Origin of the sequence: Methanospirillum stamsii, assembly GCF_003173335.1 — an archaeon.
GTDB classification, from domain to species: Archaea; Halobacteriota; Methanomicrobia; order Methanomicrobiales; family Methanospirillaceae; genus Methanospirillum; species Methanospirillum stamsii.
On the sequence record NZ_QGMZ01000011.1, the window covers coordinates 62,463 to 84,067 of the forward strand.

Annotated in this window: 22 protein-coding genes; 15 read left to right on the plus strand and 7 right to left on the minus strand. The window is 37.2% G+C overall.

Going from position 1 to position 21,605, the window contains the following annotated elements; genetic code table 11:
• The first annotated feature begins 10 nt into the window (after window positions 1–10).
• The 4 genes from pyrC (at window position 11) to DLD82_RS05500 (ending at window position 3,707) form a co-directional block, all read left to right on the plus strand.
• Window positions 11–1,348, plus strand: coding sequence for a dihydroorotase (pyrC, locus tag DLD82_RS05485; protein ID WP_109940104.1), 1,338 nt, complete (start codon window positions 11–13; stop codon window positions 1,346–1,348).
• A 368-nt stretch (window positions 1,349–1,716) separates the two neighbouring features.
• Window positions 1,717–1,992 (plus strand): DUF167 domain-containing protein, encoded by a 276-nt coding sequence (locus DLD82_RS19530; protein WP_369333089.1) that lies wholly within the window; start codon window positions 1,717–1,719, stop codon window positions 1,990–1,992.
• Window positions 1,993–2,085: 93 nt separating this feature from the next.
• A complete protein-coding gene (dnaG, locus tag DLD82_RS05495) occupies window positions 2,086–3,363 on the plus strand; it encodes a DNA primase DnaG (protein ID WP_109940105.1) in 1,278 nt (425 codons plus the stop codon).
• Between the two features lie 59 nt (window positions 3,364–3,422).
• A complete protein-coding gene (locus DLD82_RS05500) occupies window positions 3,423–3,707 on the plus strand; it encodes a UPF0058 family protein (protein ID WP_109940106.1) in 285 nt (94 codons plus the stop codon).
• 15 nt (window positions 3,708–3,722) lie between these two features.
• Here the strand turns inward: DLD82_RS05500 and DLD82_RS05505 are convergent, their stop codons facing one another.
• Both DLD82_RS05505 and tes read right to left on the minus strand, forming a co-directional pair.
• Window positions 3,723–4,505, minus strand: coding sequence for an ATP-grasp domain-containing protein (locus DLD82_RS05505; protein WP_109940107.1), 783 nt, complete (start codon window positions 4,503–4,505; stop codon window positions 3,723–3,725).
• A 16-nt stretch (window positions 4,506–4,521) separates the two neighbouring features.
• The gene (gene tes / locus DLD82_RS05510; protein WP_245920375.1) at window positions 4,522–6,009 is read right to left on the minus strand and encodes a tetraether lipid synthase Tes; all 1,488 of its coding nucleotides are present in this window, start codon (window positions 6,007–6,009) and stop codon (window positions 4,522–4,524) included.
• 114 nt (window positions 6,010–6,123) lie between these two features.
• Here tes and DLD82_RS05515 point away from each other — a divergent pair, with 114 nt between their 5' ends.
• Together DLD82_RS05515 and pyrE are read left to right on the plus strand one after the other, a co-directional pair.
• Window positions 6,124–6,624 carry a CDP-2,3-bis-(O-geranylgeranyl)-sn-glycerol synthase gene (locus DLD82_RS05515; protein WP_245920382.1) on the plus strand — a complete coding sequence of 167 codons (501 nt, stop codon included), beginning with the start codon at window positions 6,124–6,126 and terminating at the stop codon, window positions 6,622–6,624.
• Window positions 6,618–7,136 carry an orotate phosphoribosyltransferase gene (gene pyrE, locus DLD82_RS05520; protein ID WP_109940109.1) on the plus strand — a complete coding sequence of 173 codons (519 nt, stop codon included), beginning with the start codon at window positions 6,618–6,620 and terminating at the stop codon, window positions 7,134–7,136. The genes DLD82_RS05515 and pyrE overlap by 7 nt, the downstream gene beginning before the upstream one ends.
• On the opposite strand, the gene DLD82_RS05525 is transcribed toward pyrE, so the two are convergent.
• The 4 genes from DLD82_RS05525 to DLD82_RS05535 all read right to left on the minus strand — a co-directional run bounded on the left by DLD82_RS05525 (window position 7,108) and on the right by DLD82_RS05535 (window position 11,225).
• Window positions 7,108–7,599, minus strand: coding sequence for an alpha/beta hydrolase (locus DLD82_RS05525; RefSeq protein WP_181391268.1), 492 nt, complete (start codon window positions 7,597–7,599; stop codon window positions 7,108–7,110). The two genes, pyrE and DLD82_RS05525, sit on opposite strands and share 29 nt — an antisense overlap.
• Window positions 7,596–7,751, minus strand: coding sequence for a hydrogenase maturation nickel metallochaperone HypA (locus DLD82_RS18210; RefSeq protein WP_146199702.1), 156 nt, complete (start codon window positions 7,749–7,751; stop codon window positions 7,596–7,598). Before DLD82_RS18210 ends, DLD82_RS05525 begins: the two co-directional genes overlap by 4 nt.
• 73 nt (window positions 7,752–7,824) lie before the next feature.
• Window positions 7,825–9,633 (minus strand): KUP/HAK/KT family potassium transporter, encoded by a 1,809-nt coding sequence (locus DLD82_RS05530; RefSeq protein ID WP_109940110.1) that lies wholly within the window; start codon window positions 9,631–9,633, stop codon window positions 7,825–7,827.
• 83 nt (window positions 9,634–9,716) lie between these two features.
• The gene (locus tag DLD82_RS05535; RefSeq protein ID WP_109940111.1) at window positions 9,717–11,225 is read right to left on the minus strand and encodes a sodium:solute symporter family protein; all 1,509 of its coding nucleotides are present in this window, start codon (window positions 11,223–11,225) and stop codon (window positions 9,717–9,719) included.
• A 289-nt stretch (window positions 11,226–11,514) separates the two neighbouring features.
• Here DLD82_RS05535 and DLD82_RS05540 point away from each other — a divergent pair, with 289 nt between their 5' ends.
• Entirely contained in the window at window positions 11,515–12,135 is a 621-nt protein-coding gene (locus DLD82_RS05540; RefSeq protein WP_181391269.1) for a tetratricopeptide repeat protein, read from the plus strand.
• Here DLD82_RS05540 and DLD82_RS05545 read toward each other — a convergent pair.
• Entirely contained in the window at window positions 12,026–13,381 is a 1,356-nt protein-coding gene (locus DLD82_RS05545) for a DNA-methyltransferase (protein ID WP_109940113.1), read from the minus strand. The genes DLD82_RS05540 and DLD82_RS05545 overlap by 110 nt on opposite strands.
• A gap of 124 nt (window positions 13,382–13,505) precedes the next feature.
• Between DLD82_RS05545 and DLD82_RS05550 the strand changes: the two genes are divergently transcribed.
• The 8 genes from DLD82_RS05550 (at window position 13,506) to ruvB (ending at window position 21,488) form a co-directional block, all read left to right on the plus strand.
• The gene (locus DLD82_RS05550) at window positions 13,506–15,695 is read left to right on the plus strand and encodes a sensor histidine kinase (protein WP_181391270.1); all 2,190 of its coding nucleotides are present in this window, start codon (window positions 13,506–13,508) and stop codon (window positions 15,693–15,695) included.
• Between the two features lie 16 nt (window positions 15,696–15,711).
• Window positions 15,712–16,098, plus strand: a complete 387-nt coding sequence (locus DLD82_RS05555; protein WP_181391271.1) for a response regulator — start codon at window positions 15,712–15,714, stop codon at window positions 16,096–16,098.
• A gap of 22 nt (window positions 16,099–16,120) precedes the next feature.
• Window positions 16,121–16,672, plus strand: coding sequence for a CheB methylesterase domain-containing protein (locus tag DLD82_RS05560; RefSeq protein WP_109940115.1), 552 nt, complete (start codon window positions 16,121–16,123; stop codon window positions 16,670–16,672).
• 87 nt (window positions 16,673–16,759) lie between these two features.
• Complete coding sequence (locus tag DLD82_RS05565) at window positions 16,760–17,137, plus strand: hypothetical protein (RefSeq protein WP_109940116.1); 378 nt, start codon at window positions 16,760–16,762, stop codon at window positions 17,135–17,137.
• A gap of 59 nt (window positions 17,138–17,196) precedes the next feature.
• Window positions 17,197–19,365: a polyphosphate kinase 1 gene (ppk1, locus tag DLD82_RS05570; protein WP_109940117.1), complete on the plus strand. Its 2,169-nt coding sequence runs from the start codon at window positions 17,197–17,199 to the stop codon at window positions 19,363–19,365.
• Between the two features lie 12 nt (window positions 19,366–19,377).
• Window positions 19,378–19,875, plus strand: coding sequence for a crossover junction endodeoxyribonuclease RuvC (gene ruvC / locus DLD82_RS05575; protein WP_109940118.1), 498 nt, complete (start codon window positions 19,378–19,380; stop codon window positions 19,873–19,875).
• Window positions 19,872–20,459, plus strand: coding sequence for a Holliday junction branch migration protein RuvA (ruvA, locus tag DLD82_RS05580; RefSeq protein ID WP_109940119.1), 588 nt, complete (start codon window positions 19,872–19,874; stop codon window positions 20,457–20,459). Before ruvC ends, ruvA begins: the two co-directional genes overlap by 4 nt.
• A gap of 12 nt (window positions 20,460–20,471) precedes the next feature.
• Complete coding sequence (gene ruvB / locus DLD82_RS05585) at window positions 20,472–21,488, plus strand: Holliday junction branch migration DNA helicase RuvB (protein WP_109940120.1); 1,017 nt, start codon at window positions 20,472–20,474, stop codon at window positions 21,486–21,488.
• The last annotated feature ends 117 nt before the right edge of the window (window positions 21,489–21,605 follow it).

The window sequence follows — 21,605 nt, forward strand, 5'->3', positions numbered from 1 at the left end:
GGTATAAAATATGATCTCCGAGCATAACAATCTGGTTTTACGGGATGTATTAATTCCAGGCGGAAGGATTGCGGATATTACCATTGAAAATGGAATTGTTACCCATATTGGATCTTCTGAAAATTGTAATGATAATATAGCCTGTAAAGGAAAAATTGTTCTACCTGCAGGAACCGATGTTCACGTTCATATGAGGGACGGTCCCCAGCATGAGAAAGAGACTTGGAAAACCGGAACGAAAAGTGCTCTTGCAGGGGGAATTACCGTTGTTATTGACCAGCCAAATACCATCCCTCCTTTAACTACCCCGGACCGGATAAAGGATCGGGTTAAACTTGCTCACGAACAGGCCTTTTGCAGATTTGCGATAAACGGAGCTGTAACTGCTGATACAGATTTGGCTGGAATATGGAAAGAAGGGGTCTTTGCCTTTGGCGAAACATTCGCTGCAGCTTCCAGTTATGGAGAAGCAATTGACAAAACTACCCTGCAAAATGCAATGACCCGGATTTCTGCCTGGGATGGACTCATGACCATTCATGCAGAACAGGTAACTGATGGAGTAGATGATACCCTTATCTCTCATGATTTACTGAGATCTGAAAATGGAGAAAAAGAATCAGTATTGAGTGTTATTCAGCAGAATAAATCTAAATGCAGACTTCATTTTTGTCATCTCTCCTCACCTCTTGCAATAGACGCAATTTCCGCAAATGCAGCAACAATTGAAGTGACTCCTCATCACCTTTTCCTTTCCCGGGATCTTTTTTCTCCCGATGATACCAGAGGAAAAGTAAATCCTCCTCTCAGATCAGAAAAAACCAGAAAATCATTATTTTCTTATTGGGATAGGATACAGATTATCGCTTCAGATCATGCCCCTCACACTGCCAAAGAAAAAAATCAGGCATTTCATCAGGCACCTTCTGGTATTCCAGGTATAGAGACAATGATACCTCTGCTCATGGGTTGGTATCATGAAAAGAAAATACCACTAACAGAAATAATTGAAAAAACTTCTTTCAACCCTTCACAAATGTTAGGAATAAAAAGTGCAGGGTTTTCACCTGGTTGTAGGGCTGACTTCGCAATTTATCCAGATGAAGTAACAAAAATTGAATCTGAATCCCTTCACAGTGCCGCGAACTGGACTCCTTATGAGGGTATGACTGCCATTTTTCCTGAAAAAACAATTCTGGGAGGTATGGTTGTATTTAATGAAGGAGATTTTTATAAAATGCATAAAACTGAAATAAATAATAATACAGATCCTTTTACATCGGTTCTGAATAATAACCCATCACTATGGATCCCAGGAAGAGGTTATAATCTCATAGAACATATGTAGTAGGAGTGCCTTCTCCTCGTTTCCATAGGTCCCCGGGTGATACGATGAGGAATCATAGAGTGATCCATGGGACAACCCGGAAACGGTACAAATTTATGGCACCGCCTGGCTGAGGGCGTTTAATAGGTGAAGAACGGCAAAAGCCACTTGTGATCCATATTTGTTAGTGCCAGGCGACAATCATTCATAAAGTCTTGTTTTTTACGATTCATTGTTTATCACAATGTGCAATGTTTATCCTTTTTTAATATCTGTTTAACAACAAAATTTTGTTTCCTTAAGAGAACAAAATATAAGATGGGTGATTCAATCTGACATTATCATCATCGGATATAGAGAAAACAATACAAGATACTGATGATGGAATTATTTTTAGCATTGAGGTTACAACCAACTCAAAAAATCCCGGATTCCCAATTGGATTTAATATATGGAGAAATGCTTTTGGTATTGCAGTAAAAGCATCGCCAATTGAAGGAAAAGCAAATAAGGATATTATCGCGCTCATTGCTGAAACACTTAAAATACAGAAAAATACTGTAACTATTATTTCAGGCCATACTTCTACGATTAAGAAGGTGAAAATTTCCGGAATATCGCGTGAAGATATTTTAACCCTCTTTCAAAAAGCTGAAAGAGATTAAAACCCAGAACCCGGATACCAATACTTATATAGTTTCTGGTAGATGAATCTCCGGTACATATGATTCATTTTATTATTAGTGGAGGGTTTTTGAGTGTATGAACAGGATACTACTAAATATCGTATTCATCTGGCTGTCCAGACAGACGGGGTGGTAGACCGTTCAGACGTTGTTGGAGCAATTTTTGGTCAGATCGAAGGATTACTGGGTTCGGAACTGGAACTAAGAGAACTCCAGAGGCAAGGAAAACTCGGACGAATTGATGTGAAAGTATCAAGTAAACTGGGTAAATCTTTAGGAGAAATTATCATTCCAACATCAATTGACAGAGCGGAAACAGCCATCCTTGCTGCATCCATGGAGACAATAACCAGAGTCGGCCCCTGTACATCAGAAATTTCGGTAATTCAAATTGAAGATGTAAGAATAACGAAGAGAACACAGATAATTGAGCGTGCAAAAGTATTACTTTTAGAATTTGAAGAACCAGGTATTGATCCGGAATCTTTAATTGATGCCGTTCGGGAAAGTCAACGAATAGAGAAAATTGCAACAATTGGACTGGATAATGTTCCCGCAGGGCCAAATGTTCTGTTATCAGATGCAATTATAGTCGTTGAAGGAAGAGCAGATGTGATAAACCTTCTCAAATCCGGTATCAAAAATGCAGTTGCTGTAGAAGGGACAAGTATCCCAAAGACTATCATTGACATGTGCAGGAAAAAAACTACAACCGCATTTTTTGATGGAGACAGGGGGGGAGACTTAATCTTACGTGAACTCCTGGAAGTCACTGAGATTGATTTTGTAGCATACCCTCCCAGGGGAGAATCGGTTGAAGATTTAACCAGAAAAGAGATAATAAAAGCACTCAGGAATAAAGTTCCAATTGAATATGTTCAGGAAGATAGAATCGCTGAATACCTGGCATCTCATAATGAACAAAAAGTTGTAGAGTTCAGAAATTATCCTGAACAAAAAGAACAACCATTACCGGTAGAAGATAATACTGAATTAGAAAGTCCAGTAGAAATTCTTACTGAAGAAGAAAAAATTCAGGAAAAACCGGATGATATCATTCCAGAAGAGCGTCCAAGAACTGTTTTCGCCCATATCAGAGAAGTCAGGAATAATGGAACTGCGAGATTTATTGGTCCGGAAGGAGAGAAAATTGTTGAGATGCAGGCAGGAGAGATTGAAGATTCAATTGACATACAAGGGAAAACCATTGAAGGACTGGTAATTGATCAGGAAGTAAACCAACAACTTCTGGATCTTGTATCCCTGCAAGGTATCAGGTATCTTGCTGCACCCGCATTTACGGGCATAGTAAGGACGCCTGCAACATTGCGACTGATCCCATTTAAATAACACCGACCATCCTATTTTTTTTTATAGATCTCTCACCAAACAAATAGTGGAGATACAGTGTGCATAAAGAAGAACTGATATCACTTCATACTATGCTCTCGGATGTCCGAGTTTACCTGCAGGAACAAAACCCGGAAGCTGATTTTTCTGAATATGATGCTTTGGAAATAACTCCCTCTCAAAGTCATCGGAGTAAAGTAGAGCATAAATATGCAATATTCGTGCTTGGAAATGCTATTGCAAAAGCAATGCGAGAAGTAGATAATCCATCTGCTGCCCGGATGGCTGATAGAATGCATGAACTTGCAGAAAGAACATTAAAAGAAATAGAAATGGGTGCCTGAAAAGGCACTTTGTTCTTATTTTACCTGTGATATCAGGTATTCTGCAAGAAATTTCGGGATTGGCGCCTGCATACAATGCCAGTTTGGTGTTCCGTTGACTTCCAGAACCGTATATGATCCATTATAACACAAGAGGTCAACACCACCATAATCTACTCCTACACATTTCGCTGCCTGTACTGCAATTCTTTCCATTTCTTCAGGTATCTCAATAGCGAAGCCACAACCTCCCTGATGAATATTATGGGTAAGGTGATCAGAGACACGCATAATTGCTCCAACAGCCCGATTGCCTATAACAAAAACGCGAAAGTCTCTATCATTTGGTATATATTCCTGTAGATAGTAGGGCGGATCTCCAAGATCATTCAACTTTTCAACCAGGTGAATTCCAACTCCATCAAATCCATACACCGGCTTTGATACAGCCCGGGAGAATTTTTTTATAAAATTCCCTGCTATAATTTTCGATTCAGTAAAAAATGTTTTAGGTGTAGGAACGTTATTTTTTATCAATAATGCTGAAGTCATCACCTTACTGGCACAGGTAACAATTGCCTCAGGAGAATTTATAATCCGGTTTTTAAGTGAAAGAGCCTGCAATGATTCAAAGTTGTGTCCATTCTGCCTTATACCACAAATCCAGATAGTTTCATTAGATAAATCATCAGAAAAAGGATCAATTGCTTCAAGGAACCGAACCTTATAGGGATATCCCATTCGGTCCAGTTCATCCATGACCATCCGGGTTGAATTATCTGAGGGTATGTCAGTTGGTTTAGGAATAATTGTTAGCATAAATAAAAAATGAAAATTAATCTAACGGCTGACTATATTTTTTCCACACTTGTTCTCTGAAAACCGGGCCACTGTTATAGGAACAGAATGGAATTAATGTTCCATCTGGTGTTGCATAATGTATACAACATCTGCTCACTCGTTCGATATCATAATTATAATTATCCATAAAATGCATCATTCCAATAAAAAGTGCATTCCAATGGAATTCTCTAAGAGAATCAAAATTATGTGTAATAAGTGCCTTTCCAAGACTGGTCCAGAGTTCTTTTCCTCCCTCTTCACTCTTTTTGATAGAGGAATAGAGTTCCTTAATACCGTTTATTGCAACCATCTTCCGGCTAATTGGCCCCGCGGAGGAAAGTTGTGATGTCAGACGGTCTATTGATTCAAAAAATGCATCAACATCTATCATCCGGTTAATCGGAACAATTTTTTTATCTCTGACAAATACGTAAGTAGCTGCACCACAATGTTGATGTGCAGTAAACCGTAACTGTGGTTTTCCCGTGTATGCTTCAACAAAATCACTGATTGGAACAACACAAGGTACCGGATAGAAATCTTCCTTTTCTACTTCTCTTTTAGTTTGTGATTCTATTCTATCGAGTAATTCAGGAATCGTAATTCTCTCACGGGTAATATCTTCAAGGGAAGCTGCTCCGGTAAATGAAACCGGCTGGAAATTTACTCCCCTGATGACATCAATGTTTTCAGCTGCAAATCTGACAATGTCACCAAGCTCATGATCATTTTTCCCTTTGATAATTGTGGGAACAAGAACAATTCCCTGTTTAGCTTTTCTCAGGTTTTCAATTGCCTTTAGATCATGGGTTAATTTAAAATTTGTCTCCTTTGAAACACCATCAAAATGAAGATAAACAGTAGAAAGGCCGGATTGTCTTAATTTTAAAGCAAATTCCGGATCTTTGGCAATCAAAATACCATTTGTTGCAAGTTGTACCTGCATGAAACCCATAGATTTGGCCAAAGCAATAATCTCAAAGAGATCTTCCCTGAGCGTTGGTTCCCCACCTGCAAACTGAACTGCTGGAGCAGGAGTTGGCTTTTCTGAACGAAGCAGTTCAAGCATGGATTTAACCTGCTCAAAAGTGGGTTCGTAAATATAACCACACGCACGTGCATTGGCAAAACAGAAATCACAATTAAGATTGCATCGGTTTGTTAAATCGATATTCGCAAGCAATGTTGTAGATTTATGGTTATTACAAAGACCACAGTCAAAAGGACATGTGCTATTATCACGAATAACCTGGGGGTTACTCACACCATTCCCTTTAATATCAAAGTCTTCATATCTGCGCCATGCCTCGGCATCATCCCAGTACAAATACGAAAAGAATCCATGATCAGGACAGGTCCTATCAATATACACCTTTCCGTTTTTTTCCACAATCTCTGCTTCCAGTATTTTTTTACAAATTGGACAGAGACTTTTCGTTTTCTTGAGGAGTATACTATCACCACCAATTGGTATTTCCATACCCTGAACCATCTTCTGCTCATATGTATGCAGAAACCTAACCTTATAGGTATGGTGAATTTTGTATCTTTTGTCATAGAAGGAGCGGTTCTTATCGGCTCTGCAATATGGCTGATGCTGCCCGCGTATCTTCCTAATAATATTGCAGCAATTGGAGGAGGGGGGACCCCCATAGATTTCGGCAAGAAATGGACAGATAATAAACGCATCTTTGGAGACGGAAAAACAATACGGGGATTTATTTTGGGAGTGTTCGCAGGAATTCTGATTGGCTTTTGTCAAATATTTGCCGAGAATTCTGGAATGGTTCCCTGGTTTTTCCCTCATTCAATTATTGCAGTTATTACTCTCGCGTTTGGTTCATTATTAGGTGATATGATAAAAAGTTTTTTTAAACGACGAAAAGGGATTGAACGCGGGGGTGAATGGTTTCTTATAGACCAATATGATTTTGTGATAGGAGCTCTTTTGTTGACACTATTATGCGATCCTGAATGGATGATTAATACGATGAATTTTTCTTTATTAATCACCATACTTGTAATAACTCCTCTTCTGCATCGAACAGTGAATATTATCGGGTATAAAATGGGACTGAAGAAGGTACCATGGTAACACAAACATTAAAAGAGATGCTTATCTCTGCTGAAGCAATAAAATTTGGAGACTTTACTCTTGCTTCCGGGAAAAAAAGTTCAGTATACATAGATATCAAAAAAGCGATTACAAATCCGGAGATACTAAAAAAGATTGCATCAGAAGTAATTGATATCGAAAATAATTTTGATGCTGTTGCCGGAGTCGCAGTCGGGGCTGTACCCCTTGCTGTATCAGTATCACTTGCCTGTGGTAAACCCTATATAATTATTAGAAAGGAACAAAAGGGACACGGATTAGCAAGTCTTTTCATCGGAGAAGTATCTGGGAAAAAAATACTTCTGGTTGAAGATGTGACAACTTCAGGGGGATCTGCTATTTTTGGTATTGAACAGATAAGAAATGCTGGTGGGATCATAGAAAATGTGATTTCTGTCGTAGATCGAAATGAAGGAGCAACTGAAACAATGAATAAAATGGGAATCAACCTTGTTCCATTAGTCAGAATGGAAGAACTGATTCAAAACTGATTTTACCTTTTTCTCTGGGGATAATATTTACCTGTGCATCATCAGTTATACCGGAAATAGTAACTCCATCTTCAGTTTTCTGAATAACAATTCCGGTCATTTTTTCTGAACCACAAAGTAGATGTTGTTCCGGATGAGTACCACGCTCAATTGAACAGTTAAGTTCAATCATATCACCAGCAGAAACTACCATCCTCAATCTTTTACTCCCGGGGTGATTCTTTGGTAGAACGATTAATGGTGAATGATATTCACGGATTAGTTCTAACAAAATTATTGCCTGACCGATATCTCCATCTTCAGGAGCTGATACAATTACCAGTTCACCATATTCCAGATATTGACAATATTCTTCAGAATACGTTTCAATAAAAAGAGTAAAAGGGCTGAGAACCCTCCCTATGAGGATAAACGCATTCTCTTTACGAACACAAAGATATTCATCCGTGAACTTAAAAATCATGCATCTTCAGTGCAATTATCTGAACCACAGGTGGGGCAGCGAATGTTTTTTCCGATAGTATTAAAACTACTGCCGCAATCCTTACACTTATAACTTTTCGCTTTAAGCCCTTCATCAAAATCAATATCCACGGGTCCGCCAACGGTGCACATGCTCTATCACCTGATAGAATACTCTTCCTGCATAGTAATAAAACCGATCATCTTTCTATGAAAAAAAAGATAATTATAACTCAACACGGGTAATTACACCGTGTACCTTGTGAGAAGGTAACCGATGATATTGTACAAATGAAGGGCAGAGTCTTTTTAAAGCATTAAATATTTTCCAGATAATATTGTTGGTAACAATTTCTTCCATGCCATAAAAGATGGTCTTCTCCTGGATATCTGCATCACGAATGATTCGCATAAGATCAATAATCTGCATGTATCCATACTGAATAGAAAGATGTGAGAGACCTTCCTCAATTTTTTTATCAAAATGCCAGGAGAAACCATATGGTTCTTCTTTAATATCAAGAGAAATTATCACATTTTCTTCGTAGATAATCTCATTATTAAACATGGTCCGGGAGATATATGCAGGAACCTGATCAAGAGATCTGGCAAAATAAAGTGCCGTTCCTCTGAGATGCCTGGCATTTTTGTAAGCGCGAGTGTATTTTTTTATAAACTGATCGTAACTCATTGGTTTCATAGCCTTATACAGAGCCTTCTGACCATTGATATAAATCAAAATTATTGAAAAGGGAACGGCTGCGATCACCAGGGAGAGATATCCGCCATGAGGTATCTTTGAAACCGTTGATAAGAAAAATGAAATATCAACAAGAGTTACCAGCATCGCAAGACCCACATAGAGATATTTTCGCTTACAAAGAAAAATCGCAATCATGAAAGAACCGGTAATTGACATTGTTCCGGTGACTGCAAGACCATACGCATTTGCAAGACGTTCAGAGTACTGAAAGATTATCAAAACACAAATTACTGCAAAACAAAGCAACCAATTTACCGTATTAATATAGATCTGGGTTCGTAATTCATCGGAGGTATAATCCACTGGAAGCATAGGGAGAAGATGAGTAGTAATAGCCTGATAAATAATAGAGAAAATTCCACTTATTACTGCTTGTGATGCGATAATTGTTGCCAATATCATAAGGATTAAAAATGGAATATAAAGAATTTGTGATTCAGAAAAGATCATCTCAAATAAGGGATTAGATACATCAGTATTTCTTAATAAAAATGCCGCCTGACCGAGATATGAAAATAATACCGCAATAAAAACAAAACCCCAGGCATACTGAATTGGTTCACGGCCAAGATGGCCCATATCAGCAAACAGAGCTTCTGCACCAGTGGCACAAAGGACTATCAAAGAAAGAGAAAAAAATCCCATTGCTCCATTATTAAGAAAAAATTGTATTGCATAATAAGGATTCAATGCACCAAGTATTTCAGGACTATATGAAACAGATATTGCTCCGGTTACAAACAGGGTAATAAACCAGACTACCATTACAGGACCGAAGGTTTTTGATACTCCCTCAGTACCTCGTTTTTGAAATAAAAACAATCCTAATGCTATAATAATTGCAAGAAATATCAACCAGTCCTGTGAGATTAATTCAAGACCTGGAATTTGCCTTATTCCTTCTACGGCGGAAAGTATTGAGATAGCAGGAGTAATAACACATTCACCAATCATCAGTGAAATTCCAAGAGTGGCTAAAAGTGTGAATATCGCCAGAACACTGGGCTTTTTTAACAAGGGCAGAAGGATTCCTTTCAAAACCAGAGTTCCTCCTTCACCTGTTTCAGAAAGTCGCATCGCAAGAATAGTGTACTGAATTGTTACCATGATAATGAGTGTCCAGAATACGAGAGAAATTGTACCCATAATATTTTCCGGACTGGCTGGAAGAAAAAGAAATAAAACGGCAAGAGTATAAATCGGGCTGGTTCCGATGTCACCAAAAACCAGACCTGCTGCTTTAATTATTGAGTTACCTGATGGGTGAACCATGTCTCTTACTTATTCTAATCCATATTTCAGTTAATAGTTACTCATGCTATGGTACAATAATAAAAAAAATTGGATACAAAAAATTATTTTTCAGGACAGCGGATAAACCAACCGGTCTTGGTTTCATCCAGAATTTTTTCACTTACTGGTTCTGTTGCAAGGCTTACAATTATCATCGCAATTAATGATACAAGGACTGCATAGAAACTGAAATGAAGAGGTAATTTCTCGATGTATTGGTAGTATGCACCAAAAATTCCTGCAGATATAAGACCTAAAGCCATACTCACAATTGCTGCTGTACCTGTGGCACGCCGCCAGTATAATCCGGCAAGTAGTGGGACTGCAAATGTTGAGAGCATGATTCCAATTCCCATCCATATCAGGAAAGCCAGCATTTCAGGTGGATTTAAGGCAAGAATCATGGTTACTAAAGCTGAAAGAACCACTACAACTTTGCTGATTAATAGTACCTGTTTATCAGGAGCATCAGGACGAATTATCTTTTTGTAGATATCCCATGAAAACATTGCCCCAATCGTGAGCATCAGCCTGTCAGTAGTGGACATGACAGCAGCAAGAACTATTACTGCAAAAATTGACCAGAGTGCAATATGGGGAATGGCATTTTGTATCCCATATAAAATTACAAAGTCCTGTGCATTGGCAACATCAGGAAGGGTAAATACTCCTTCTTTTACCAATACTATTCCTGCAAAACCAGCAAATTTTAACAAGAACATGACTACTCCATATATCAAAAATCCTAAAAGCGGAGCCCATTTAAATAACCGTGCATCTTTCACCGCCAGGACATTGTTAATAACGTGAGGAGCACAGGCAAGACCTATCATTAACAAAATTCCAAAGGATACCAGATATGATGGTGTGAAAACCATACCTCCCGGCATCCAGGGCTGGACAAGGTTTGGATCAACTGATGCCATGAATTCATTAACATGGGTAAAACCACCAGCATAAAAAATAATGATCGGGGCCATTATCAAAACACCACCGATAAGAATCAGTGACTGGATTAACGCAGCCCATGCCACTGCATATAGACCCCCAATAGTAGTGTATATGGTGACTACCAGTGTAGCAATAATAAGGGCCAGCCAGAGTGGAATTTCGAAAAGCCACATGAGTACGATAGCAATTGCAGTATACTGACCAACCAGATATACAAATGAGACAATTATTCCTGCAATGGCTGATAATGTTCTGAGTGTCATCGGACTGTCATAGCGATGTGCGAGATAGTCCTGGACAGTAATATACCCGGTTTCTCTCGTTATTGCATGTAACTTTACCCCAAAGAAAATGATACAAAATGCAATAGAAAGAGGTACGAAAATCTGTTCCCAAATTGTGGGCCAGCCAAATTTAAATCCTAAACCAGAAACTCCAAGGAGTGACATCCCTGAGCATACCGTCCCCACCATGAGCAGGACAAAAACCCAGAATCCCAGTGATCTTCCGGCGACAAGGTAATCTTCTGTATTCTTCACTTTTTTTGAAGCCCAGCCCCCAATACCAATCATCAAAAGACAGTATATCGTTACAATGGCGATAGTTGTGATATCCGCCATCAGTTACCCTCCTGGTAAAAAAAGCCCCAAAACAATAGCAGTAACGTAATAATAATCACAGCTCCTCCAACTGCAAGGAGCGTTATTGCAGGTAAGCCAAACATATTCCTGCTACTATGAGCCATGCTAACATTTAACATGCTCGATTTATTCTCGCTACAAATATTTGAATACCTAAAATAGTCCTTGTTTAGACGATAATAGCATATAATCATGAAACGGATTAATAACGATGATAAAAGAATTTCTAAAAGCGCATTTGCTCTTTACTTTATCAATTTTATTTTTCATGGGATTATTTTTCACACCTGCTTATGCCGGACAAATGGAAGGTCCACTTGTGGATGCTGTTTCATATTATAATCAGGCTGTTGATGCAGCATCTCAGGGATCTGATCAAATGGCAATGGATTTTCTCGATAAAGCACTCTCCCTTCAACCTGATTTTTATCTCGCACAAATCACAAAAGCGGGACTTCTCTCTAAAAATGGTAATAATTCGGAGGCAATGCAGCTACTCGAGGATGTAAACAAAACACATCCGGATAATAAATATTACCTTGCTACCATGACATCAGTTTTTATTAACACCGGACAATTTGAAAAAGCAATAACAAGCGCAGATGCCGCTTTATTAAAAGATCCAACATTAATTGAAGTATGGATATTGAAAGGAACAGCTCATGGTGCTCTTGGAGAATTTGAAGAAGAAATTATTGCATCCGAACAGGCATTAAAAATAGATCCGGAGAATATTAATGCAATATCCAATTTAAATTATGCCCGTGAAATGATTACCGTTAAACAGAATAAAACCCATCAAGGTGGTGTTGAGACGACTCCGATTTCAGTATTTTTTGTTTTGACGGGCGTCCTCGTCTCTTTTTTATTATTTCGGCTTCGGGATTGATATTCTTATTACTACTTTTTTTAATACCTTTATCACCATTTGAAGAATTTTTTGTAGTTAATCCGGAGATCCGATCACGGGCAATCTCACAATATTCAGAAGATATATCAATCCCCAGATAATTTCTTCCAGTCTTCGCTGCAACAAGAGTACTTGTTCCGGCCCCGTTAAAAGGATCCAGCACAATGTCACCTTTAAAACTGAATAATTTTAGACACCGTTCAACCAGTTCTTCAGGAAACATAGCCGGATGATTAAATTGTTTCATTCTTCTTTCAGGACCCATTGACCATTTCGCAACGACCCATGATTTAAATTCTTCGTCACTTATATCAGCATTTTCAGATTTTCCTGGTTTTTTTAATGTCCCTTTACAAAAAATTTCGATAAATTCCCAGGTATACTTGAGATAAGGACTACTTGGGCTTTTCCAGCTCCCCCACGAGGTGTATTTACAGTTATAATTATTTTTTTCCCATAAAATTTCACCTTTCCAAATCATTTTATTATTCATAAAGAAATTCGAAAGAAGATGATGTAAAGGAATATAATCAGAAAAAAGAGGCTGGACATTTACAATAAAACGCCCTCCATACTTTAAAACCCTGATTCCTTCTGAAAATACACAATATAATTTTTCTAAGTATTGATCCCATTTTTTGCTATCTCCTGAAGATGAATATTCAAGTCCAAAATTGTATGGCGGAGAAGTAATAATTATATCAATACAATTATCCGGAAGGGTCGATAGAACAACCTCGCTATCACCACAGAGAACCTTATTCATGTATTCTGCAGGCAATTGATTTATATTACTGGAAAAAGAGTTATTGTTTGCATAAAAAAAAGAACCACGATCAGAAGATTTTTCCTTTCTTCCGATAACTTTCCGTTCATCTGCATATCCTGCATATACTCTTTTTCGATATCTGATTCCATAACTTTTAATAGAGAATATTTTTTGTATCAGTAAATGAAACGGGTTATTCAGTTCATTTTGATATCGTTCATTTAGACCGGATAAAAGGATCAGTTCATCGATAACTTTTTGAAAATGATCCGGATCGAGTTTAAATAAAAATGCATTTAGGGATCTTCCATCTGGTGACAAAGAAATTTCAGCTGAAGAGATTTTTTTATTTATTTTTGAAATTATTTGTAATTCTTCTGAAAAAAAATCCCTGTCCAATTCAATTGTTACAATGACTGGTTCAATATTTGACGATTTTTGAATATCACTAGTCATGCATAATACCTTAAATGATAAGCAGTCGAATCATTTACTTGTATCTGGAAGTTTTAGAAATTTATTAGGATTTACCAACAGACTTATTTTCAAAATTACGATTTTTAAATCAGGTGAACAGGTAGTGTCTGACATAAATAAAATTACCCGTAATCCGGAAAAACAAGAATTATCTGAAGATATGTCTTCTCATGATCAAACAGAAATTACAACATTATTAAAATTAATTCTGGAAATTACCGGATCACATGTTTTAGATTATCACCCGGAAGAGAGAATTCAACAAATTATCAGCCGGGTAGGTAAGGTAATGAATATAAGATACTCTTCATTTTTAGATATCCAAACCGAATTTGAGAAGATAAAAATCCGGGAAAAATACCTCTGGTCTAACAAATATGGATATCTTATCGGATCTGATTTTGATAATATCGAAACAGATCCTTGTTTTATGACGCTTTTGTTACAATTGCAAAAGCATCATCCAATAATCATTAAACAAAATGATACTTCGGGAATAATAAATGAACTCATGAGGGAAAGGCAATCAGGTTCAATGATCATGGTTCCTCTGATTCATAATAATATTATAAGTGGAATTCTGGTTTTTTTTAATGAATCAGATACCAGGTCATGGATACACACTGAAATTACCACCCTGAAAATTCTTGCCAGTGTGATAGAAACAGGGATTTCCAAAAAACAGATTGAAGACATCTTAAAGAGAAGTGAAAAAAAATTTCAGGGTCTTATCGATCAAATTGGGGACATGTATTTTATGACCGATAAATCCGGATTTTTAAAAACGGTAAATCGATCCATGGTCAAGACCCTGGGTTATGAAACATTTCATGATTTAGAAGGAATTTCATTTGAAAATATTATTCATCCTCCGGAATACTGGCCAATTTTTTTATCTGATATCATCAGTAATGAAGGAGTAAAGGATTATGAGATTCAGCTCCTCACCTCGGATAACCATATTTTATATTCTTCAATTAGTTGCAGATTAATTTATGATGACGAAGGAATGCTACAAGGCATTGAAGGGGTCATAAGAGATATTTCCAGAAGAAAACAATATGGAGATCTCCTTTCTGACATTGAATGGAAACTCGAGGAGGCGCAAAAAATTGCCAGAATGGGAGTCTGGTCCTATGATTCTTCGTTAAATCTTTTTAGAGTTTCTCCTGAAGTATTCACCCTTTTAGGAATTCCAGCGGAACAAAATTATGTGAATCTTGAAGATTTTATTCAGCGTTCATACCCCCAGGACAAAGAAAAATTACAAAAATATTTCCCTAATGCATTAAAATTAGGTTCCGATTTTGATTTTGAATTTAGGGTTAGTCTTCAGGAAAGAAAATTTAAATATCTACGGATAAAAGGTAAACCCTTAATAAAAAAAGGCATTAAACAGGGTTCTTTTGGAATTTTACAAGATATCACGGAGAGAAAAGATGTAGAAAAACATCTGATGAAATATGCTACAGAACTAGAACAAAAAACTCTTGAACTGGATGCAATGAGAACTCAGCTTCTTGATATGAACCGTGAACTTGATATCAGGGTACGGAGAAGAACAATCCAGATTGAAGAACTTCTCAAACAAAAAGATGAATTTATCCAGTTAATCGGACATGATATAAAAACCCCTCTGACACCTTTAGTTGCTATTCTTCCATATATCAGAAAGAAGGTATCAGATCCGGAAATTGGAGAACTTCTTGATAATTCTATTGAAGATGTCGCTACTATTCGAAAGTTGGTCTCGAAAATTCTCGAACTCGCTCAGATGAACAGCCTCTATATGATTTCTGATATTCAGGAAATTGCAATATGGGAAATGGTCAACCAGGTAATCAGCGATAATGCATATCTTATTCATCAAAAAAGTCTTGAAATTATAAATATTATTCCAAAAAATTATAAAATCATGATGTCACCAATGCATTTTGAAACGGTGGCAGGAAATCTTATTGGAAATGCAATAAAATATTCATTTATTGAAGGAAAAGTAACTATCCAGGCACAAGATATCGGTGATTCTATCGTAATTACCATTGAAGATATTGGAATAGGTATAGAAAAAGAACACATTACCCGAATATTTGATGAATTTTATCGTGCAGACAATTCAAGACATGAACGGGGATCTCATGGTCTTGGTCTGGCAATTGCCAAACGGGTGGTAGAAATATATTCAGGAAAAATTTCTGTGTTTAGTGATGGGGCAGGGAAAGGAACCACATTTCAGGTACAACTAAATAAAAATCCGGACGTTAATATTAAAAGAAAATCTGGTTTATTATAAATCTGAGGAAATTAAAATGAATGAAATAAAAGGAGATATAATGATTGTCGATGACGATGCACATGTAAGAATCGCCGTCAGAACAATCCTGTCAGATGCCGGGTTTAATGTTATTGCTGCAAGTAGTGGAAAAGAATGCATTAATTTTTTAAAAGATGGCTTTAGCGGAGTTTTATTACTTGATATTATGATGCCTGAAATGGATGGATGGGATACCATTTCTGCAATTCTTGAAAGCGGGCTTGAAAAAAGAATCGTGATTGTAATGCTTACTGCAAAAAATAATCCGGATTCAAAAATGATTGGGCTTCAGGAATATGTTATCGATTATCTGACCAAGCCATTTGATAATGAAGAACTGATAGAAAAAGTAGGGTTTTTTTTGAGATATATCCCAAAATAATTTATTTCAGGTAAATACTTTCATGAAGATTGTAATAATTGGATCATCTACCGGGGGCCCTTATATTTTAGAGAAAATACTCGCAGGTTTTCCTCTCCTTAAAGTGGCAATCATCATTGTTCAGCATCTTCCTCCGACATTTACCAGAACCTTTAGAAACCATATTGCAGCACTCACACAAATGGAGGTAATCATAATTAATGAAAATTTACCATTAACCGAAGGAAAAATTTTTATTGCTCCAGCAGGTTCCCATTTGTTATTAGAAAAAAACAGGATATTTAAACTTGATAATAATGAAAAAATTCATGGTGTCCGTCCAGCTGTTGACATGACCTTGCTCAGTATCCAAAAAAGAACCGAGGATAAGATTATGGGGATAATTCTGACAGGAATGGGAAGGGATGGAGCAAATGGATTATACCATCTGCATAAAATTGGCGGGATCACTATTGCCCAGGATCCTCTTACATCACCCATTAAAAGCATGCCACAGGCTGCAATTGAGACCGGAGAAATAGATCATATACTAAATCCGGAACAAATTCGTGAAAAAATTATCTCATTTTCTTAAAAATAAAAAAAGATATCCCAAATACCACAAACAATTCATTATAATAAAAATAATGCATAATTACATAATAAAAAACCTGGAAAAAACATGAAACAAAATTTCTCAATTTTTATAATTATCTTAAGTCTGATTCTTGCAGGGATAATGCAGGGAGTTCTTGCTGAAGAGTCAAATCTGACTAATTCTACAAATATCTCAGTAAATAACCTGACAAATGGAACGAAAGATATCGAATATCCACTCAATGGAGATGAGTTAGCAGAAGGTATTGAATATGATATATCTGCTAAAGATTATGCTGTTGCTGGAAAAATAAGTTCAGGGTTTTCCGGATCATCAATTGAGGGATCGGAATCAAATCAGAGTCCTTCAGTAGTAATGTCTTTCTCTGATAAAAGTTCTGTAAGTGGTTTTATCCATAATTTTATGAAATCTTTCCAATATGAAAGTGGAGTAGATCTGTAAATTCTCCACAGCCCGTCAAGTACTTATTCTTTTTTCTCCTTATTATTCTGGAAATATTTATGAATCCTGACTCAGACAATCCAAATCCTATTAATCAAAAAGACAGACTATACCGGGATTCATCCCTATATATAAATAGAGAAATTTCATGGATACAATTTAACAACCATGTCCTGAATGAAGCAAAAGATACTAGTCATCCATTACTTGAGCGGGTAAAATTTCTCGCAATTTTTGCAAATAATCTCGATGAATTTTTTATGATTCGAGTTTCCGGGCTTCACCAGCAATTGCGTGAAGGAGTACTTAAAGCACCTCCGGATGGCCTGACACCGGGCCAACAGCTTGATGCAATATATCAAAGCATCCTGCCACTACTGCAAGAATCTGTTTCTATCTGGAATGATGACATTATACCGGAGCTCAAAAGAGCCGGAATCATAATTCACTCCTATGATACATTACACGAAAACCAAAAACGATATTTAAGAAATTATTTTATAAAAGAAATATTTCCGGTTTTAACCCCATTGGCCTTTGATAAATCCCATCCTTTTCCCTTTATTTCTAACCTGGCATTAAATCTTGCAGTTATTTTGCGTGAACGCGGAGAAACAGAAGACCTTTTTGCCAGAATAAAAATACCAAACCGGTTATTTCCAAGACTTATTCCAGTTCATTCAGAAGAAAATAATGAAGATACTGAAATCTCTGAATTTATTTTTCTTGAGGAAGTAATATCTGAAAATCTGGACATTCTTTTCCCTGGAATGGATGTCAGGGCATCATATCCATTCAGAGTAACCCGTGATGCCGACGTTGAAATTGAAGAAGATGAAGCAGACGATCTCCTTACTGCAGTACAAGAGTCTATTGGAAGAAGGTGGATTGGAAAACCGGTACGTATTGAAGTTTCCTCCTGGATGGATCAATCAGTTTGTGCCATGATGGCTGAAAAAATTGCGGGATATCCTCATATGTTCTATCGTATGAACGGTCCGATAGGAATGTCAGATCTTATGTGTCTGTTCGAACTGGACCGACCGGATCTGAAAGATATTCCATTCATACCATCGGTCCCGAAATTTCTTGAGAATGAAAAACAGATTTTTAACAGAATAAGAACACGGGATGTTATTCTGTTCCATCCTTATGAGAGTTTTCAACCGGTTATCAATTTTTTACATCAGGCAGCACATGATCCGGATGTCCTGGCCATAAAAATGACATTGTATCGGTCAGGATCGAAATCACCAATAATAAGAGCATTACTCGACGCCCGTGAAAATGGGAAAGCAGTTTCTGTTGTTGTAGAATTAAAAGCAAGATTTGATGAAGAAAATAATATTGGCTGGGCCAGAGCACTTGAACATGCCGGAGTTCATGTTGTCTATGGAATCATGGGACTCAAAGTTCACGCAAAATTATGTCTTATAGTCAGACGTGAACGTGATGGAATAATCCGTTATGTTCATATGAGCTCTGGAAATTACAATGACACAACTGCACGTATATATACAGACATCGGACTTTTTACTGCAGATCCGGAGATCGCATCTGATGTTTCCAATCTTTTCAACACCCTTACAGGTTACTCAAATTACATGTCATATAATCACCTGATGGTTTCTCCAAAATATATTCGAAGAGGAGTTCTTTCTCTTATTGACCGGGAGATTCAAAGACAAAAAGAACACCATGACGGACATATAATTTTTAAACTCAATGCCCTTCAGGATCCGGAAATGATTAGGGCACTTTATAAAGCTTCTGAAGCAGGGGTGAAAATAGACCTTCAGATACGTGGAATATGCTGCTTAAGACCCGGACTACCAGGTATTTCGGATAATATCACAGTGAGTTCAATTGTTGGAAGATTTCTGGAACATTCACGAATTTACTATTTCCATAACGGAGGGGATGAAATTATTCTTATGGGTAGTGCCGATCTCATGCCGAGAAATTTAAATCGGCGTATCGAAGTTTTATTCCCGATTCTTGACAAAGAAATTCGAACCCAGATTATATCAACCATCTTGCCGATTCATTTAAGGGACACTACAAAGAAACGGATTTTAAAACCTGATGGTACATATGTCAGGGTTATTCCTCATATGGAAGATGATAAAATAAATGCCCAGGAATGGTTAATTACTCATAAGGGTATCTGGAATGAACATCAGGTTGATGAAGAAAAAATAATCCGGAAACATCCCGCGGATATTTAATAAAGGGATTTTGTGAAAGAACAATTAAAAATCATACTTGGAATTGATCCAGGATATGGCAGCTGCGGTTATGGAATTATTAAGAAAGATGATAAATTTCCGGATGTCCTAAAATGGGGTTGTATTAAAACAACCCCGAAAACCGGAGAACCTCAGGACAGACTACTGGTAATTTTCCAAAAAATTGAGGAACTAATAATTAATTATGGTCCTACATCTATGTCCATTGAAAAACTTTTTTTTTCCCGAAATACCACAACAGCCCTTCAGGTAAGTGAGGCAAAAGGAGTGATTCTTCTAGCAGCTGCTAAACACCAGATTCCGGTTTTTGAATACACTCCAAAACAAGTAAAATTAGCCATTACCGGTTCAGGAAATGCTGATAAAAAACAGATGCAAATGATGATTACAAGAATTTTACATCTTACAGAAATCCCGACACCGGATGATGCTGCAGATGGATTGTCTCTTGCTCTCTGTCATATGAACTGGATACGTGACTTACGATGATTGCACGAATTCGTGGAGTTATTGTCCACAAAAGTGAAGGACATATAATTATTGAGACAGGGGGAATCGGATATAAAGTGCGGGTTACTGATAAGGTAATTAATACATCATTATCTGACCAGGAAACTATCCTTTATACTGAGTTAATAGTAAGACAGGATCTTCTCCAGTTATTTGGGTTTTCATCACCAATCGAAGCGGAGCTTTTTCGTCTGCTTATATCGGTTTCACATATCGGACCCCAAACAGGACTATCAATAATAAACAAACTTTCAATACCTGAAATCTATTCAGCAATTTTTAATAAAAAAACGGATGTTCTAGCAAAAGTTCCAGGATTAGGTAAGAAAGGAGCAGAAAGAATAATTCTCGAACTGCAAAATAAAATATCTGATGTTATTACTGAACATGATATAACAGATGATGAATCTGTTCCGATGCAGGATGCATTATTAGCTCTGATATCCTTAGGTTACTCCAGCGATGAAGCGGAACGGGCATTACTTACAGTCAGAAAAGAAATTGATCAGGAAAATTCCACAGATATTGTGAAAAAGGCTCTCGTTGAACTTAGGAAAAAATAATCTGATTTTTTTATGCAGACAAAACACATTAATCCGGCTATACAGGAAGAAGACCATGATGAACCCTCTATACGACCAGGATACCTTACAGAATTTGTTGGTCAGGAATCTGTAAAAGATGCTCTTTTAGTTGCTATTGAATCTGCTCGAAAAAGAAACCGTCCTTTGGATCATATTCTCTTTTCCGGACCTCCAGGACTTGGAAAAACCACGCTGGCCAATATTATTGCAAAAGAGATGCAATCAGGAATTGAAACAACGAGTGGACCTGTGCTTGACCGTCCGGGTGATCTGGCAGCACTTCTGACACCATTAAAGGAGAAAGATATCCTTTTTATTGACGAGATTCACCGTCTTTCTCCTGTCATTGAAGAGATACTCTATCCGGCAATGGAAGATTATTCTATTGATCTTCTCATAGGTGAAGGGCCATCAGCACGAACAATTCAATTACCACTGGAACGTTATACTCTTGTTGGAGCAACAACCAGACTTGGACTCCTGGGATCCCCGTTTAGAGACAGATTTGGAATTATACTCAGATTAGATCTCTATGATCCGGTTGATCTGAAGGTCATCATAATTCGCTCTGCTTCAATCCTTAACATTCCCATTACAGAAGAAGGAGCTTCAGAAATTGCCTGCAGGTCAAGAGGGACACCAAGAATTGCCAATCGTTTACTAAAGCGAGTTTATGACTATGCGATTGTCCGGGGTACCGGGTGTATTGATAAGAATATTGCAGATACTGCTCTTATCGCACTAGGTGTGGATTCAAAAGGTCTTGATATCCTGGATCGCCGGATTCTTGAAGTAATTGCCCGTGATTTCGGGGGAGGTCCGGTAGGACTTAAAACGATTTCTATTTCAGTTGGAGAAGAACCAAGAACAATTGAAGATGTTTATGAACCTTATCTTATTCAGATGGGTTTTATCAAACGCTCACCTCAAGGCAGAATAATAACTGAAGCGGGAAAAGGGCATCTGGGATCAATATTTCAGGGTCCGCTTTCATCATTTCTTGAATAGATTTTGCAGAGATTTTAAAAAAAATCATAATTATCATATGATAGCAAGAAAAAATTTTATCATACATACCTTTCTCCTAGTAATTTTTTTTATCAGTTTTCCAGTTTCTTCAGATAT